16 protein-coding genes are annotated in these 15587 nt (G+C 50.1%); all 16 read right to left on the bottom strand.

All coding sequences use genetic code 11. From position 1 onward, the window contains the following. Positions 1-56 precede the first annotated feature (56 nt). From L5L98_RS11060 to L5L98_RS10985, 16 genes are read right to left on the bottom strand one after another with little or no spacing between them, the layout of a single operon-like run. Complete coding sequence (locus L5L98_RS11060; protein ID WP_263140757.1) at positions 57-590, bottom strand: hotdog family protein; 534 nt, start codon at positions 588-590, stop codon at positions 57-59. A gap of 4 nt (positions 591-594) precedes the next feature. Further along, positions 595-1794, bottom strand: coding sequence for a beta-ketoacyl-[acyl-carrier-protein] synthase family protein (locus L5L98_RS11055; RefSeq protein WP_263140755.1), 1200 nt, complete (start codon positions 1792-1794; stop codon positions 595-597). Between the two features lie 46 nt (positions 1795-1840). Next, positions 1841-2629, bottom strand: a complete 789-nt coding sequence (locus tag L5L98_RS11050) for a DUF3261 domain-containing protein (protein WP_263140753.1) — start codon at positions 2627-2629, stop codon at positions 1841-1843. 4 nt (positions 2630-2633) lie between these two features. Then, positions 2634-3923 (bottom strand): NAD(P)/FAD-dependent oxidoreductase, encoded by a 1290-nt coding sequence (locus L5L98_RS11045; protein ID WP_263140751.1) that lies wholly within the window; start codon positions 3921-3923, stop codon positions 2634-2636. A gap of 23 nt (positions 3924-3946) precedes the next feature. Then, the gene (locus L5L98_RS11040) at positions 3947-6385 is read right to left on the bottom strand and encodes an MMPL family transporter (RefSeq protein ID WP_263140750.1); all 2439 of its coding nucleotides are present in this window, start codon (positions 6383-6385) and stop codon (positions 3947-3949) included. Between the two features lie 2 nt (positions 6386-6387). Further along, positions 6388-7170, bottom strand: coding sequence for an outer membrane lipoprotein carrier protein LolA (locus L5L98_RS11035; protein WP_263140747.1), 783 nt, complete (start codon positions 7168-7170; stop codon positions 6388-6390). Continuing rightward, positions 7170-7601 carry an acyl-CoA thioesterase gene (locus L5L98_RS11030; protein ID WP_263140745.1) on the bottom strand — a complete coding sequence of 144 codons (432 nt, stop codon included), beginning with the start codon at positions 7599-7601 and terminating at the stop codon, positions 7170-7172. The genes L5L98_RS11035 and L5L98_RS11030 overlap by 1 nt, the downstream gene beginning before the upstream one ends. Then, on the bottom strand, positions 7598-9172 hold the full coding sequence (hutH, locus tag L5L98_RS11025) for a histidine ammonia-lyase (protein ID WP_263140743.1): 1575 nt from the start codon (positions 9170-9172) through the stop codon (positions 7598-7600). Before hutH ends, L5L98_RS11030 begins: the two co-directional genes overlap by 4 nt. Continuing rightward, entirely contained in the window at positions 9169-11055 is a 1887-nt protein-coding gene (locus tag L5L98_RS11020; RefSeq protein WP_263140741.1) for a glycosyltransferase family 2 protein, read from the bottom strand. The genes hutH and L5L98_RS11020 overlap by 4 nt, the downstream gene beginning before the upstream one ends. Beyond that, entirely contained in the window at positions 11049-11435 is a 387-nt protein-coding gene (locus L5L98_RS11015) for a thioester dehydrase (RefSeq protein ID WP_173242763.1), read from the bottom strand. The genes L5L98_RS11020 and L5L98_RS11015 overlap by 7 nt, the downstream gene beginning before the upstream one ends. After that, the gene (locus L5L98_RS11010; protein WP_263140738.1) at positions 11428-12792 is read right to left on the bottom strand and encodes an AMP-binding protein; all 1365 of its coding nucleotides are present in this window, start codon (positions 12790-12792) and stop codon (positions 11428-11430) included. The genes L5L98_RS11015 and L5L98_RS11010 overlap by 8 nt, the downstream gene beginning before the upstream one ends. Beyond that, positions 12789-13337 carry a hypothetical protein gene (locus L5L98_RS11005; RefSeq protein ID WP_263140735.1) on the bottom strand — a complete coding sequence of 183 codons (549 nt, stop codon included), beginning with the start codon at positions 13335-13337 and terminating at the stop codon, positions 12789-12791. The genes L5L98_RS11010 and L5L98_RS11005 overlap by 4 nt, the downstream gene beginning before the upstream one ends. Then, a complete protein-coding gene (locus L5L98_RS11000) occupies positions 13337-13585 on the bottom strand; it encodes an acyl carrier protein (RefSeq protein WP_011787696.1) in 249 nt (82 codons plus the stop codon). The genes L5L98_RS11005 and L5L98_RS11000 overlap by 1 nt, the downstream gene beginning before the upstream one ends. A gap of 9 nt (positions 13586-13594) precedes the next feature. Next, positions 13595-13849: a phosphopantetheine-binding protein gene (locus tag L5L98_RS10995; protein WP_113941114.1), complete on the bottom strand. Its 255-nt coding sequence runs from the start codon at positions 13847-13849 to the stop codon at positions 13595-13597. Then, the gene (locus L5L98_RS10990; RefSeq protein ID WP_173242769.1) at positions 13833-14708 is read right to left on the bottom strand and encodes a lysophospholipid acyltransferase family protein; all 876 of its coding nucleotides are present in this window, start codon (positions 14706-14708) and stop codon (positions 13833-13835) included. Before L5L98_RS10990 ends, L5L98_RS10995 begins: the two co-directional genes overlap by 17 nt. Continuing rightward, a complete protein-coding gene (locus L5L98_RS10985) occupies positions 14701-15438 on the bottom strand; it encodes a beta-ketoacyl synthase chain length factor (protein ID WP_113941113.1) in 738 nt (245 codons plus the stop codon). The genes L5L98_RS10990 and L5L98_RS10985 overlap by 8 nt, the downstream gene beginning before the upstream one ends. Positions 15439-15587: the final 149 nt, after the last annotated feature.

Below are 15587 nucleotides of genomic sequence, written 5' to 3'. Positions count from 1 at the left end.
TGGTAAAAAGGCTGCTTACTAAGGCGCTTTAAGGCTTTTTTATCTACACCATAGCTTTAGTGTCCAAGGCTTCTATTTGCCGCGTCTTGATTGCCTGCAAGGTAGGCTTGTGTGTCCTGAGGCTGGAACACATTCACATTGGCTTGGGCCACTAAGCTCTTTTCTAGCTCAGTGCCGGCTTCGGGCAGCAGATAAATTTGGCAATCGAATACCGCTAATCCCGATTCCTCTTGATAGAGGCGGCTGACTTGGGTGCGATAGGTGCGCCCGAGCTCATATTGCTTTGCATACAAGGTTAATTTGCGCGATCCCAATAGAAACCCGACGCGGATTTTATCATTGCGAAGCTTTGCCTCAACCCCTGCAAGGGCGGCAATACTTTGGGCCATATATTCGATACCCACATAATTGGGTACGGCTTGATATTTATCATTGAAATAGGGGCTCTTGGCCGTGATAGTGACTTCGGTCTCTAGGTTATCGCGCCGATAACCAATGATTTTATCGAGCAAAATCATCGGTGCCCTATGGGGAATAAAATCGGCAATATCCTGTTCGGCAAAGGGTTGGTTAATCTTAAGTAACTGCATGGTACTAGGCCTCGTTACGGCAGAAAATCAGGCTGGCATTACTGCCGCCAAAGGCGAAGGAATTGCTCATCACATAATTAAGCGCGCCCTTAGCGGCGACTTGATGGCGCTCGACCAATGCAATGGGCGGATCCTGTGGATCGACTTGTCCGTCCCATTGATGGGGCGGCAGGGCTTGGCCGTGATTATGTGCTGAAAGTAATAAATAACAGAAGGCGGCTTCAATTGCGCCTGCGGCACCTAAGGTATGACCGACTAAGGGCTTGGTCGAGCTACAGGGCGGTGTGTTAACGCCAAACACTTCAACCAGGGCGCGGCTTTCCATCGCATCATTTTTAGGTGTGGCAGTGCCGTGCAAGTTTATGTAACCAATATCTTTTGCTGCAATGTGTGCATCTTGCAATGCCGCGTGCATGGCTGCGATGGCACCTGCACCTTCGGGGTGTGGCGCCGACATATGGTGCGCATCGCTCGATTCGCCAATACCCGCTAGCATGACCTCTGACTCGCCCAACGTCAGGACGAAAAGCGCCGCGCCTTCGCCGATATTGATGCCATCACGGTTGATGCTAAAAGGATTGCAGTGGCCTTCCGAGACAGATTCTAAGGCGTGAAAACCATTGACTGTGAGTTGGCATAAACTATCGACACCGCCGACAATCACAACATCACAGAGATTCGCCTGTAATAGGCGTTTGGCACTGGCAAAGACTTTGGCGCTGGATGAGCAGGCGGTTGAAATCGTGTAGCAAGGACCATCTAGCTCAAAATATTGGCGTAAAAAGTCGCTGGTGCTGCCGAGTTCCTGCTGGAAATAGTGGTAATCCGCGGGAAAGTGGCCGTGTTGATTGCGGTAGCTCAGCGCGGCTTCACCTTTTGAAATCCCTGACGTGCTGGTGCCTAGCACTACACCAATACGGGCATGACCAAAATCCCGTTTCGCTTGTTCAACTGTGGTCGCAATTTGCAGTGCGGCGCACAGCAGTAATTGGTTGTTACGGCAATCGAACTGAATGAGTTTTTCGGGAATGGTTGGTAGTGCTGCCGTCACGGGGGCAACTAAGGTTGGGTGCTCGAACAGGAGAGTGTCACTGCGCAGCATCGCACTGGTATCACCGGCGATCAGGCGGTCTAAAACCTGCTGGGGATCTTGCCCTAGCGGGGTACACAATCCAATCTGTGTAATAGCTACTCTGTTCATCATTGTGTGTCTTTTTACCATGGCACAGTTAAGTGCGGATGCTAACAGATTAAATAGGTTCGATTTCTAGCTCAAATTTAGCTTGTGGCATAGTTAAGCTGATGTGGGCTTGCCAAAGGACATCGCCGATATTTTGTTGATAACGGATTTGCACCACATGGGTTTGCTGGCCGCTTTTACTGATCAAGGTATCTTGACTATAGATCTGGCGACAGGGGATTGTATTCACTCGGGTGCCTATAAGCGTATCGCCCTGATTTCCCCCAACCGTATCGCAAAGGTCTGTGACTAAATGACCACCTTCTAAATGGGCGCGAATACTCTGCTCAGGCCAATAGATCAGTTGCATCACCGCCATTAAATACTCGGCTTTAAAATTGTCGCCCAATAGCACACTTTGCTCACTGCTGAGTGTATTCCCATCATAAACCAAGGTAAACAACGCCTGTCCGAGTGGCGCTAAACCCACGAGCGTCATGCGCTCGCCCTCTAACTCCAATTGAGTGAGCAGTTCGTGGGACTCTTTCCCCACTTTAATACTGACTTTTTGGCTAAAGGACTGGGGAGAAGATACGCCTGTGTTGCTGTCGGTTTGCTGACTCGCCATGATGGCGGGCTTAGTTGTAGGCTCAGTCGTGGACTTTATCCTTGGCTGAGTCAACGGCTTATCGGTCGCGGGAGCAAAATCATGGGGCAGTGGCGCCAAGCAATAACGCATGTCTTTAGCGAGGCCGACACAGGTTTGCCTGAACAGCAGTTCGCTACATCCCGTCAGCCCTAGACTGATGATCAGTAGCGCGGGGAACACTCGCCATTTCGCGTTAAAGTTGAGCGACATGCGGTTACGCCTCTGCAAATTCAGGAATGGCAACTTGGTTTTGGCACAATTCGACCACCATGTTCAGGCGGCGCTCCGAGTCTTTAACGAAGGGATTATTGAGGTCCCAAGCGTAGCCCGCCAGAATCGAGCAAATCATTTGCTTGATGCGTGGATTCGGTTTTTCATAGAAGATCACATCCTGAAAGCGGCCATCATACCAAGCTTGCACATAGGTGCGGAAGGTATTCACCCCCTGCATTAAAGGCGCTGAGTAATCGGCTTGCCAGTCAACCGTTTCGCCATTGAGTTGTTTAGTCACACATTTTGCCGCCATCGATGCCGATTGCATGGCGATAGTGACGCCGGAGGAAAATACCGGATCAAGGAACTCGCCGGCATTACCCAGTAGGGCGAACTTGTCGGTCGCAAGGCGTGACACATTGGCTGAATAGCCCTTGAGCGTGGCGCATTCTTGCACTACCTTAGCGTTTGCCAGTAGGGCTTTTAGTCCTGGTTCTTCATTGACTATGCTCATCAATTGTTGCTCAAGCGAACCTTGTAAACGCGCCAGTAATTGCGGTTCTGCCACTACGCCGAGTGAACAACGGCCATTGCTAAAGGGAATGAGCCAATACCAAATGTCTTTATGCTCAGGGTGGACACTGATTAAAATCTTATTTCGATCAAAGTGAGGATCGCTGATGTTGTCTTCCACATGGGTAAAGATGGCGCTGCGCTGTGGTAGGCAAGATGGACTTTCTAAGTCGAGCAAGCGTGGCAACACACGGCCAAAACCACTGGCATCAAGCACATATTGGGCGCTGATTTGATAAAGCTCGCCCTGTTCATTGCGCACCATTAAGCATGGATTCTCGGTTAAATCTATCGCCTCGACGCTTTCACCGTAGCGGATGTCGACCCCTTGGCTTTGGGCGGTATCGGCTAACAGTTTATCAAAACTGGCGCGCTGCACTTGGAATGTGGTGCCAGGCCCAGGGGTAAATTTATCGGTAAAGTCGAAGGTAGTGTAAGTGCCATTGCGACGAAAGGCGGCGCCATTTTTATGCTGGAATCCGGCGGCATTGAGTGCGTCTAACATGCCGGCTTCTTCGATGAATTGCATGCAGCAGGGCAGTAAACTTTCACCGATGGAAAAACGGGGGAAATGTTGTTTTTCTAACACAAGCACGCGCTTACCTTGTTGGTGTAGCAAGCTGGCGGCGATGGCGCCTGAAGGTCCTGCGCCGATAATAGCCACATCGACGGCAAGTGAATTTGGCATAGCCGATAAATCGTGAGCGGGTGTAGGCATGTAAAGTACGTTCCTTGTCGTTATCAGGACTTTTTAGTCGTTAAAATCAGTGGCGAAAGTAAAAAGGTTAAACCTATACCTAGCGACAGGGTTAAACCAAAATAATGAATCGCTTGGGTCTGGCTAAAGGCGAGTAAACCAAAGGCTAATAGGGTCGAGCAAGCGGACATAAATACCGCCATCATCACTGCCTTGCCGTGGTTTTGAGCAGAGGCAAAGAACAAGCTGTAGTCTATCCCAATCCCGAAAACTAAAATGAGCGCGAGTGCATGGAACAGACTCAGTGGCGAGCCTGTTAAGCCTAAGGTTGCAAGCGTTAGCAAGGCAGCAAGGGCTGGCACTGCAACCACAACCGCGGCTTTTTTAATGCCAAAATTCAGGCTAAACAACAAGAGTGCGATACCGAGTGCGAGCGCTAACAGCTTTAGGGTTAACAGTCGGTAATGGCCCATGACCGCGGAGATATCCGCGACTTTATCGATAAGTTGTACGCTTTGAACATTGGCAAAGCGCGCCTTGAGCGCGTCGATCTGTTTAATGCCGCCAAGCAAGACAATTGCACCATACTCAGCGCTCGCCCCATCATTTAGAACGTCATAGTCGGTGGCCTTGCCATTTGGTGCTAGCCACAGCGGTGCGAGTTGCTTGCCTGCCTCTAGCGTAAAGAAATCTGCTGGGGCGATATATTGGTCTTTAGCTGCTAAGTAGCTTGCTTGCAGCTCTGGCTTTAAGTTCTCATCTAACCCAAGGCTTGTGAGCACAGTATCTATCTGAGTTTGATAGATTTCACCCTGTAAGCGATAAGCCGTGTCTTGCCTTTGATGGCTGGGCAGATACCGGCTGAGGCTGACGTAGTTGCCTAACTCTTGGTTCGCAATAGCGGCATCGAGCAGTGGCGACACTCGCTCAAGCTGTTGCAGCAGTGCTTCTTCACTCGCGGCGCGTACCAGTAAGAATTGATTATCTGTGCCGCCACTGAGTAGCTGCCTGAGCTTATTTTCAGGTTCAGTCACGCTCGCGGGGCTTTGCTGTAAATGGCGAATATCGTCATCGACGGTTAACTTGGTTACGCCAACCAGACACCACACCACTATCACTAAAGCAAACATGCCCATGCCTAAAGGTGTGGTCAATCTGTTGGATAACTGAGTGAGGTTGGCAAGATACTTCCCCGCTAACGCTAATGGGCGGGAGCCAGATGGCAAACGACTTCCCGCTAACAGTGGGTAGGCGAGAATGAGGGTGAGATAGGCCCCGAGCAGCCCCGCGGCGCAGAAAATCGCCACTTGCTGCATTCCTGGAAACGGCGCTAAACCTATGCCTACATAAGCTAAGGCACTGGTGATAAAGGCAAGTGTCACAGTGGGGAAGATATACGCGACCGTCGCCTTTGCGTTGCGTTCGGTATCGCTTAAGCGCTCGCAGTAAAAATGAAAGCTGTAGTCGATGGCAATGCCAATCAAGCTAGTACCAAACACTAAGGTGAGTAAATGCAGCTCGCCAAACACACTTAAGGTAAAAGTCACTGCCAGCAACAGCCCGCTGGAAATGGTAACGATTGCCAACAGTAGCGGCATCACAGAGCGAAACGCCAGCCAGACTAAAGCTATTACCCCAAGTAAGGATGCAAGACCAAGGATCGAGATTTCACTCTTAGCCGTTTGTGTCGCCGCAATCGCGTGAAACAGGACGCCAGCTTTGAGCAGGGTAATATCGGGATAGCTTTGTTTAACCGCATCCAATCCTAGGGTTAATGCCGTCATCTGCGCCAATTGCGCATTGGGATTAAAGGCACTTTCTTGGCCCTTTGCCATAACAACCGCGGCAACATTATCGCCTTGATTCGCGAGCAGTATCCCTTGACTGGCCCTGACTTTTGAACTCGGCGCGAGGGCGAGTAAATTGGCGGGGAATAACAGCAGCGGATCTTGGGCAAGCAAGTTGCTATTGGCGTAACTAAAGGCGTTGTAAAGCTGCGCTGTGGCCGCTTCAATCAGATTTCCAATGTCTTTCGTTGCTAACGCCTCAGCTTGTGGCGCTGTCAGTAATTTAAATCTGTGGGGGAAATAATATTGCCCCAACGCTTCACCGAGCTGCATATCGGCGCTGCGAATATCTGTGAGTGCAGCATTTTTTCCAGTAGCAACAAGGTCAGTTTCAAGCTTTTGCATCAACAGCTTAGCCGCAGAGATTGCCGTGGTTTCATCCTTGGCGACGAGCGCAATATAGACTTGATCGGCGAGCGTCGCTTCAACTTGGTTAAGGGCGCGCTCTGTGAGTTTGTCCTGCTGTAAATGCGGCAGCATAGCAAGAATATCGCTCTGCACCCTTGCGCCGTTTTGCCAGAGTTGCAAAGTCCACAGACTGGCAGACAGCATCAATAGCAACCAAATGGCGAGGCGCCATTTAGGGGATGATTGTATTAGCGCTTGATTGGCGCGCGCGGTGAAATTGGCGGCCATGGTTAAGGTTTATTCGCCTCTATCGCCACAGCATACTGCGTCAATTCGGTTTCGCTGAGTTTACCTTGGGAAAGCGCACTAAAGTCGATGCGGGTCATATCCTGTTGTGCCACACTCGGCGCCGCGCTCAGCAGCACTAAGGATTGCAACACATCGCTCCCCTCTAACACCATATTGGCGATGGCTTTTTTCATTAAGGGATCTTTGGGCGTTAGGCCTAATTGCCATTGACCGTCTGTGCTCAAGCCTTCTATTTTTAACCTATCTGTGATGAGAAAGTGCAGCTCGAAGTTTTCGCTTAAACCGGAAATATCACCGCCGAGCATAGCGCGCACTAGGCTGGGTAATAAATCGCCCATAGCGGCGGCGCTCGCCGAGGCATCGGCCTTGCTGACTTGGACTCGACCTTGGCTATCGCGCTGAATAAGCTGCTTATCTTTTAAAATTAGTAGGGATTCGAAGGGCTTTATCTGCTGCCAAATCAGCCCTTGGGTCTGATCGAAGATAAATTGACCTTGGCTGATTAACGGCTTTTTGAGCACCTTTAGTTGCCGAGATTGCACAAACTGGCCTCGCACCGTTTCGCCCAAGTTAAGCTTTTGGCTCAGGGCGACAAGCTGCGCGGTATCCGCACTTTGGCTAAAGAGTGTTTGATAAACACCGGGCTCTGCTAAGGTTTCTGCTTTGAGTGGCAGGGTTATCAAAGCACAAGCCAAGCCGCAAGCAAGGCAGAGGAGTAATGCACACTTCGCCAGCACAGAGCTCTTGGCGAGTACTGAATTCATTAGTTTTCCACCTTAGCGAGCAGGGTGGCTATTTTGTCACGGAACACCTCTGGGGTAACAAAGCACAATTCTTGGGTGCTCATGTCGACTGCTGCCTGAATGGTATAACCCTTAGTGATGCGCGCACCCGTTTCAACGTCGCGAATTTGATAATTGATTTTTAAGCGGTTTTCCCACTCGACTAACTCTGCGCGCACTGTGATTTTTTGCTCGAAGGTGCTGGCTTTGACGTATTTAATCTGCAAATCGATAATAGGCCACGCATAGTTAGATGCTTGCATTTGGCGGTAGTTGTAGCCCAACTCATCGAGCAGTTTGCAGCGAGCAATCTCGAAATAACGTAGGTAATTGCCATGCCAAGTGATCCCCATGGAATCCACATCGTGGAAGGGGATTTGCATTTCCATATCGATAGTGAGCAATGATTTCATCGGCACACTTCCCATTCGCCCGCTTGGATTTTAGCTATGGTTTGGCGCAGCACGGCTTCAAGCGGTCGGTCTTCAATTAAGGTCTCAAAATCACCGCGCACTTGGGCGAGTGTTTTCGCCAATGAAGGTGTGAGCGAGGCTTCGTCTAGTTCATTTTGGGCGATACGCAGGCCAATACCTTGGGTCATGGCGAGCAGGGCTGCCGCCGCGACTTGTTCGGTCAATTGCAGCACGCGCATACAGTCGCGGGCAGCAATAGTGCCCATGCTCACCTTGTCTTGGTTGTGGCATTCGGTCGAGCGCGAGAACACGCTGGCGGGCATAGTGTGCTTGAGCGCTTCTGCTGTCCACGCCGATACCCCAATTTGCACCGCTTTAAAGCCATGATTAATTGCGCGGCGCGTGCCGGTTGAGCCGGATAAGTTAGCGGGTAAGCCATTATTAAACTTAGGGTCCATTATCAGTGCCATTTGGCGATCGATAAGATCGGCTAAGTTAGCCACAGTATTTTTCAGCGAATCCATCGCAAAGGCGATATGGCCGCCGTAAAAATGGCCACCGTGGAGAATATGCTCGCCTTCGCCGTCGACAATCGGGTTGTCGTTGGCGCTGTTGACTTCGGTTTCGATAAACTGACGCATAAACGGCAGCGCATCCTGCAATACGCCGATAATGTGCGGTGCGCAGCGGATGGAATATCTGTCCTGCAGCCTGTCCGAATTGCGCGGATGTTCGTGGTGATTTAAATCTTCCCGTATCCAAGTGGCGATTTGGTTTTGTCCCGGATGCGGTTTGGCGGCAAATAAGATTTCATCAAAATGGTTCGAGTTGCCTTTTAACGTTAACGAAGCCATAGCGGTAATGCGGCTACTTAATCGGGCAAGATATTGGGCGCGATCGAAGGCTAAACAGGCCAAGGCCGTCATTACAGCCGTGCCGTTCATCAGGGCTAAGCCTTCTTTTGGACGCAGGACATGCGGGATAATGTTGAGCTTAGCGTACACAGCTTGAGTCGCTTGGCGCTCACCTTGGTAAATCACTTCGCGCTCGCCGACTAACACGGCGGCCAAATACGACAGCGGCGTTAAATCACCGCTGGCGCCGACTGAACCTTCTTCTGGGATTACAGGGACTATGTTGAGATTGAGCAAAGTTTCGATGCGCTTTAATAGCTCATAGGTCACGCCAGATTTGCCAATGGCTAAGGAGTTTAAACGGCAAGTCATCACAGCGCGGGCCTGCATTATGCTTAAGGTCTCGCCTAAACCGCAGCCGTGGAAGCGGGTTAAATGCAGTGGCAATTCGTGGACCAGATCTAAGCTCACATTGACTGTGCAAGAGTCGCCATAACCAGTTGTTACACCATAAACCACGCCTTCTTCGTGCAGCAGGCTATCGATAAAGCGCGCACCTTTTTGGATATATTCTTGATAATCCGCATCGTCACAGAGCTTGACTGGTGCGCCCTTGGCGACGGCAACCACTTGTTCTAAGGTGATAAATTGACGGCCGAACTCAACAGCCTTTAAGTCTGATTGATTCTTTGAGTCGGCGGCTTGGGTGTGGCTCATGAATGACTTGTCCTGTCTGTCTTATGATCCTGCTCTGGGATCTGCGGTGATGTTGACTCTGCTGTTACAGCATCGGCTTGTACTGAATTGGCTGATACGCGTTCTAACTCGCTGTCTTTACGCCAAAAATCGAAGAAGTTAAACCATTGCAAAGGCTCGCGTCTGGCAAAGTATTCTAAACTTTCGCTGTAGCGATTTACCGCCTGCTGTAATCTGTCCATTCTGCCCGCCCTTGGGCCTTTAAGTGTTTCGGCGAAGTGCTCTAAATGCACCCGATAACGGCCCTGTTCCCGCAGGCAAAACATTAAAAACACAGGGCAATCGAGTAAACCTGCCAAAATAAACGGCCCTTGTGGAAACGCTGCGTCTTGCCCCATAAAGGGCGCGTACATGACGCGACCTTGGGTATTCGGCGAGGTTCTATCGCCCGCGATCACCACCAGTTCACCGTCTTCTATTTTTTGCTGCAACAGCATAGACGTCGCGGGGTTAAGCTCGGTCACTTGAATAAGATTAAGCGTGCTATCTGGATTTAACTGTTTGAGTACCTTATTGAAATTTTCCGCATGGCTCGTTAACACCATGACATTCACTTTGACTTTGCGCTGGTGGATGGAAATGGCGCGGCAGAGTTCTAAATTGCCAAGGTGCGACACCAATAACACGGCGCCTTTGCCGCTTTCGAGCTGGTCGGCCAGCACTTGGCGATCGGGGAAATCCACTTGGCTCAATTGGATGCGATCGCACCAGGCATCGATTCTATCGAGTGCGGCATTTCCAAAGGCTAAAAAGTGATTCAGGCTATCGCGCCAGCCTACAGGCTGATTCAGCTTAGGATGTTGCGGCTCAAGCGTTTGCACGCGGCGCAGGAAATCTAACGAGGCTTCGCGGGTGACTTTGCCCGTGAGAAAGAAATAGCAAATCACAGGATACATGATGGCGCGGCACAACCAATGGCCGCCAATACGATAGCTCTCGGCTAACAGTTTGATGCCCCAGTAACTGCCGCGCTCCTTCATGCCCGACCAATGGGTGGCTGAAGTTGATGATGTTGCTGATGTTGCTGAAGTCAATGATGTTGCTGACGAGCAATGGGAGTTTTGCGCGGCTTGTCGCTGTGATTTACGCTGCAATAGCCAAGGCAGGCGTTTGAGCATGCCGAAAAACAACTTGGTATGCAGTTTAGTGATGCGCACATTGTCGGCCACACCTTGAAAGTGACTAACACCACCTTCGGGATAAATCACCTTAGTCGGCTGGAATAAAATTTCCACCCCTTGCCAGTAGAGTTTGACGAGGATTTCGATATCAAAATCCATTCGTTCCGTTAATGCTTGCTGGCACAGTAATCGCTCGGTGGCGGCGAGGGGATAAACGCGAAAGCCACACATAGAATCTTTAATATCAAAGCTTAATGTTTCGACCCACACCCAAAAATGGGTGATATAACGGCCATAGAGCCTGCCCTTAGGCACGGATTCATCGTACTCGGGTTTGCCTGAAATCAGTGCATCGGGTTTAGCCTGCGCCCTTGCTACCATAGCTGGAATATCGGCTAGATTGTGTTGACCATCGGCATCGACCTGCAGTGCATGACTAAAGCCATCGCGGTAGGCTCGGCGTAGGCCCGTCATCACAGCAGCGCCTTTACCACGGTTGTAAGGATGCAGCAGCAAAGTCACCCAAGGATAGGTTTGGGCTAAGGATTGCAGTAGATAACGGGTTTCGTCATTGCTGCCATCATCAATCAAATAACAGGGCAGATTAAATTGGGCGAGTTCGGCCAAGGTCTGGGCAATTGCGGCACTGTGATTGTAATTGGGGATCACTAAGGCGAGCTTGATGGGCGCCGACTCAACTAAGTCGCTGGGAGGTGTTAGCACTGGCTCGCCCCATCGCTGCTGTTAACTGGCGAGATATCGAAGGCGATACGACCTGACGCGTAGCGGTTTTCACCATCGCTATAGGCGAAGGTAAGTTTTCCCTTAGCCGCATTGTTGCTAATGCTTAGGGTGACTTCTTGCCCCGGCAGTATGAGTTGCTGAAACTTAAGCACTTCTAAGTTGGCTACGGCTTCGCAATAGCCGAAATATTGGCAGCCTAAACGCACCGCCCAATCTAATTGCGTCACGCCTGGCAGTACGGCTTGCTCGGGAAAATGTCCCTTAAAAGATTCAAGGTCAGCCGCCACTAACAGACGTAATTCAATATTATCCATGCCGATATTGGAATGCAGGATCGGCGGTAAACTCGATTTAATCATGATCAAATAACTCGACTAACTGGGCAGTGACACGCTTACCCTGAGTGTTCAGCGGCAAAATATCGGGATAACGCCAGCGGCGTGGCAGCGTGACTCGCTCAAATTGCGTCAGTAAATGTGCTTTTAACGCATTGTTGATACTGAGTTTTCCCTGCTCTTGATGCACACTGCGGCCAAGTGCGGAGAGGGTCACTACCGCGCCCAGTTGGGATTTAAACTGCGGCAATACGACAAGTGCCGCTTGCTCAACATAGGCGTGACTGCAGAGCAGCGTTTCCATTTGTGCCAGTGATAGACGTTTTTCCTCTATCTTAACAATGCGATCGAGTCGGCCCTTGAGTCTAAACTGGCCATTTTCGGTTGGTTCGATTTTATCTTCGCAGCGCAGCCATTCATCGTCGGCCAAATAGGGTGATTTAAGTAGCAAGGCTCCATCGCTAGGATCTTGATCTATCGATATTCTGTCAAACACTTGCCAAGGTTCATCGGCCTCATGCTGACGGCGATAGGCGATGCCGCCCGTTTCTGTGCTACCAAAAATTTCGATGGGCAGATGGCCATAGCATTGGCTGATCCCCTGAGCCGCCGCAAAACTTAAGGGCCCGCCAGAGCTAAACACTAAGCTAGGTGATCGCAGCTGCCGCTCGTGCTCTAAGGCCTTAGGTAAACGCGATAACTGGGCAGGGCTACTGATCAAACACAGGTTTGGCAGTAAGGCAGTGTAATAGCTTAAGGTTTCTGGGTATTCAATCTGCTCACTTAAAAACGGCCGACTGGCGGCGAGTGGCCACAAAATCTTGAATAACAGGCCATAGATATGCTGGTGGGAAACCGTTGAAACCACACTGCAATGGGGTAAATGTTCGGCAAAGGTATGTTCGAGCACTGAGACTTCAACGTCTAATTGCTGAAGTGTTTTACGGATCGCCTTAGGTTCGCCACTGCTGCCGGAGGTAAATAGCACAAGTTCACCGATAGCCTCGCTCGCCGGCCAAGGCTTGCTAGGCAGGCTCAGCTCTTTTCTCAGTAGAATAAAGGCCTGACTTTCACACAATGGCTTGTCCGACAATATGCCTTCAAACTGGTGGGTTAACTCGCTCAGCGTGCCCGTTTGGGTGTTGGCTGGTAAGATAATTTCCTTGCCTGCTAACAGCGCCGCACATAAACCGACAGCAAACAGATCGCTGGTATCACTCGCGAGCAGCCATTTTTTCTCTGGCGCGGCCAGCAGTTGCTCATAAAAATACGCCACCTGATTGGTAAATAATGCACCTGTGACTATGTCGTGGTGATTAAAGCTGATCAGTTGTTGGGCAAAGGGCCCTTGGGTTAACCAGTTTTTGAGTAGCTGTGTCATGTTTTCTTCAACCAAAAGCTGCGATATAACCATTCCCCACCGAGGAGCAGTCCCATGAGTACGTATGCAATCAAACCGTTATACAAGGTCCAGGTTGCTAAGCTAGTAAAGCCAGCGGTGTAAGCCGCCATAGTGCCATTGAAGATAAATAAGCCGCACCAAAGTAGCGTGACTTTTTTAAGATACCCAGTGGCTTCATCCGGTAAATCGGGTTCTTTCAAACGGGCTAAACGTTCGATCATGCTAGGGCCAGTGTGCAGTGAATAACTGAACAGCGCCAGCATAGTGAGATTTATCACTACTGGGTAATACAGCAGCCAATCACTGCGCTTGGCAAGATAACTGCCTGCCGTGAGCACAATCCCCACCAATAGTGGTAAAACTAATGTCTTAACCCTTTGCTTTTGTAGCATTAGCCGCATTATCAGCAATAAACACAGCACGAGCGCTATGGTGCCAGCAGGCAAGTAACTGAGCCCTAAATACACGGCAACGGGGTAGGCCAGCAAAGTTAGGGCGGTTAAGACCTGTAGCAAGGCTCGCATTAGGTTTTAACTAAACCTTCGATAGCATTAATCACATCGTTGATTGTGCGAACTGATTTAAATTCATCGGGTTGGATCTTTTTACCTGTCAGTTGCTGCAGTTTTATCACTAAGTCGACTGCATCAATACTGTCGAGATCGAGCTCTTCATACAGGTTGGCCTCAGGCGTAATCGCCTCGGCATCAATTTCGAATTCGTCCACTAAAATAGTGGTCAGCATAGCGAGGATTTGTTCACGATTTTGCATATTCCTCTCCTATGGACGCTGTGATTCGATAAAGCGAGCTAAGCTGGCAACACTGTGGAAATGGGCCTTAGTGGCATCCGAATTGGCTTCGATTTTGACATCAAATTTTTTCTTGATGGCTAAGCCGAGCTCGAGGGCGTCGATAGAATCTAAGCCTAAACCTTCGCCAAATAGCGGTGCATCGGTTTGGATATCATCAATGCTGACGTCTTCTAGATCGAGACAGTCGATGATTAACTGCTTTATTTCATTGTTTAAGTTCATAATTATTTTCGAGTTGTTGTTTATAGTAATGTTCAAGATCCCGCGTCAGCTGCCGGGCCATTTTTGCATGCTCACCTAAAGCCGCTTGGTACTTCTGGTAAGAAACGATTGTGCCGATTTCAACGGCCATTCCCATGGTTTGCCTTGGGATTTCATACCAAGGTTGCTCCTTTGTCAAACCACGCACATTGGTACGTAGCACCACAGGTAAAATATCCGCTTCGGCCCTTAAGGCTATATTGGCAGCGCCGCGGGCAAAGTGGTTAATGGTCGCACCGACCACCGTACGCGTGCCCTCGGGGAAGATAATTAAATTGGTGCCTCTTGCGAGCACTTCGCGGCAATCCTCTAGCATGAGTTCGGCGCCGCGATTGGGAATATAACCCGCGCAGGACACCACACCACGCAAAAATGGATTACGCCACAAAGCTTGTTTGACTATGCAGCCCGCATTGGGCATGAGACTTATCAATACCACCACATCGACTAAACTGGGGTGGTTGGCAATGACGATAACGCCTCTGGCATCATGTAATTTTTGGGCATCGTGGCTGCTGACCTTAATCACACCTGCCCAAGTGAGCATGGCGACAAAGCCTTTGAACATTAAATGCACGGCCTTTTGTACCCGAATAATCCGCGCCTCTGGTGTGCCTGGCCAAAAACGCAGTAGTGGCAGAATGGTCAAGGAGCTTAATAAGCCGCCTAAGCCAAAGGCGATATAACAACTTACACCGCCTAGCCAACGTGGCACATAATTCAGCCCTTCGCGGCGAGTTTCCGGCAAGGTATAAGCGGCATTGAGCATTGAATCTTCATGGCCCTTAGCGGCGTCATGGCTGTGGGCTGCATCAAACATGCTCAAGTCTCCAATGCCATTGGGATAAGCAGCCTGAAATATTTTGCGCCGTTGCTAGGGCGTGGATAAATGCACCATAGGTCAGCGGATTTAAAGCTGTTGCCTTAGAAATGCGGCTCACCGTGAGCTTGGCCGAAGCGGGTGTATCGAAGGGCGCGAGTTGTAGGCCTAGGGCCAAAGGTAATTCAAATTCTTGGGTAAACTCATCGTACACAGGAGGCACTGGATCATCACCGAACACCAATAACAATGGTTCTGGCGATTGATGTAATTGGGCGAAGGCTTCGACCATAGCTTGGGACAGGGTTTCTGTGCCCGCCGCAACTGAGGTTGAAGGCGCGGTATTGGCCGCCACTATGCCAAAAATGCCGCTGGCGGTGTTGTGCACTGACTGACTAAAACCTAAGGGCGATAAGGGCTGTTTGGCGATAATGTCTTCGAGTAGGCCAATGGTGCGCTGCAACTCTCCATGGCGCGAGGCAAAAATAGAGCGACAATTTGCAGGCATTTCGCACTGAAAACTCACCTCTAACATCATCTTAGTCAAGCGACTAAAACGGCGGCGCTGCATGGCGGGAATTTGTTTGAGTGCGGGAGCGGTGGTATCCGACTGTGGTGGCGTATCGAGATTGAGCTCAGCCGAACTCTCGCACCAAGTTTGCCAACTTTGATGGTGCTGATATTGGGGGGCCCAAGCGCCCCAAGAGAGAATGCTGAATGTTAGTTGCACTACTTTGCCTCGACACTAAATTTAAGCTGTCTTAGTTATCCCTAACTAAGTTAGAACATTAATGGATTGCCATACCATTGCCATACCATAGTGAGGAGTATACGCGTTAGAAGAATGACGCTCGAAATGCCCTCTACAGCGTGGTCATT

Source organism: Shewanella sp. SM23 (assembly GCF_025654295.1).
Lineage (GTDB): Bacteria > Pseudomonadota > Gammaproteobacteria > Enterobacterales > Shewanellaceae > Shewanella > Shewanella oncorhynchi.
The sequence above is the reverse complement of the archived record's forward strand: the minus strand, read 5'-3'. Positions and strand labels throughout refer to the sequence as shown.

Bases quoted from the DNA above. Each gene is read 5' to 3' on its own strand.
- L5L98_RS11035 (WP_263140747.1), bottom strand. From the start codon at position 7,170: ATGAATTCAGTACTCGCCAAGAGCTCTGTGCTGGCGAAGTGTGCATTA.
- L5L98_RS11040 (WP_263140750.1), bottom strand. From the start codon at position 6,385: ATGGCCGCCAATTTCACCGCGCGCGCCAATCAAGCGCTAATACAATCA.
- L5L98_RS11060 (WP_263140757.1), bottom strand. From the start codon at position 590: ATGCAGTTACTTAAGATTAACCAACCCTTTGCCGAACAGGATATTGCC.
- L5L98_RS11055 (WP_263140755.1), bottom strand. From the start codon at position 1,794: ATGATGAACAGAGTAGCTATTACACAGATTGGATTGTGTACCCCGCTA.
- L5L98_RS11000 (WP_011787696.1), bottom strand. From the start codon at position 13,585: ATGCAAAATCGTGAACAAATCCTCGCTATGCTGACCACTATTTTAGTG.
- hutH (WP_263140743.1), bottom strand. From the start codon at position 9,172: ATGAGCCACACCCAAGCCGCCGACTCAAAGAATCAATCAGACTTAAAG.
- L5L98_RS11045 (WP_263140751.1), bottom strand. From the start codon at position 3,923: ATGCCTACACCCGCTCACGATTTATCGGCTATGCCAAATTCACTTGCC.
- L5L98_RS11005 (WP_263140735.1), bottom strand. From the start codon at position 13,337: ATGCGAGCCTTGCTACAGGTCTTAACCGCCCTAACTTTGCTGGCCTAC.
- L5L98_RS11015 (WP_173242763.1), bottom strand. From the start codon at position 11,435: ATGATTAAATCGAGTTTACCGCCGATCCTGCATTCCAATATCGGCATG.
- L5L98_RS11010 (WP_263140738.1), bottom strand. From the start codon at position 12,792: ATGACACAGCTACTCAAAAACTGGTTAACCCAAGGGCCCTTTGCCCAA.
- L5L98_RS10995 (WP_113941114.1), bottom strand. From the start codon at position 13,849: ATGAACTTAAACAATGAAATAAAGCAGTTAATCATCGACTGTCTCGAT.
- L5L98_RS11050 (WP_263140753.1), bottom strand. From the start codon at position 2,629: ATGTCGCTCAACTTTAACGCGAAATGGCGAGTGTTCCCCGCGCTACTG.
- L5L98_RS11030 (WP_263140745.1), bottom strand. From the start codon at position 7,601: ATGAAATCATTGCTCACTATCGATATGGAAATGCAAATCCCCTTCCAC.
- L5L98_RS10990 (WP_173242769.1), bottom strand. From the start codon at position 14,708: ATGTTTGATGCAGCCCACAGCCATGACGCCGCTAAGGGCCATGAAGAT.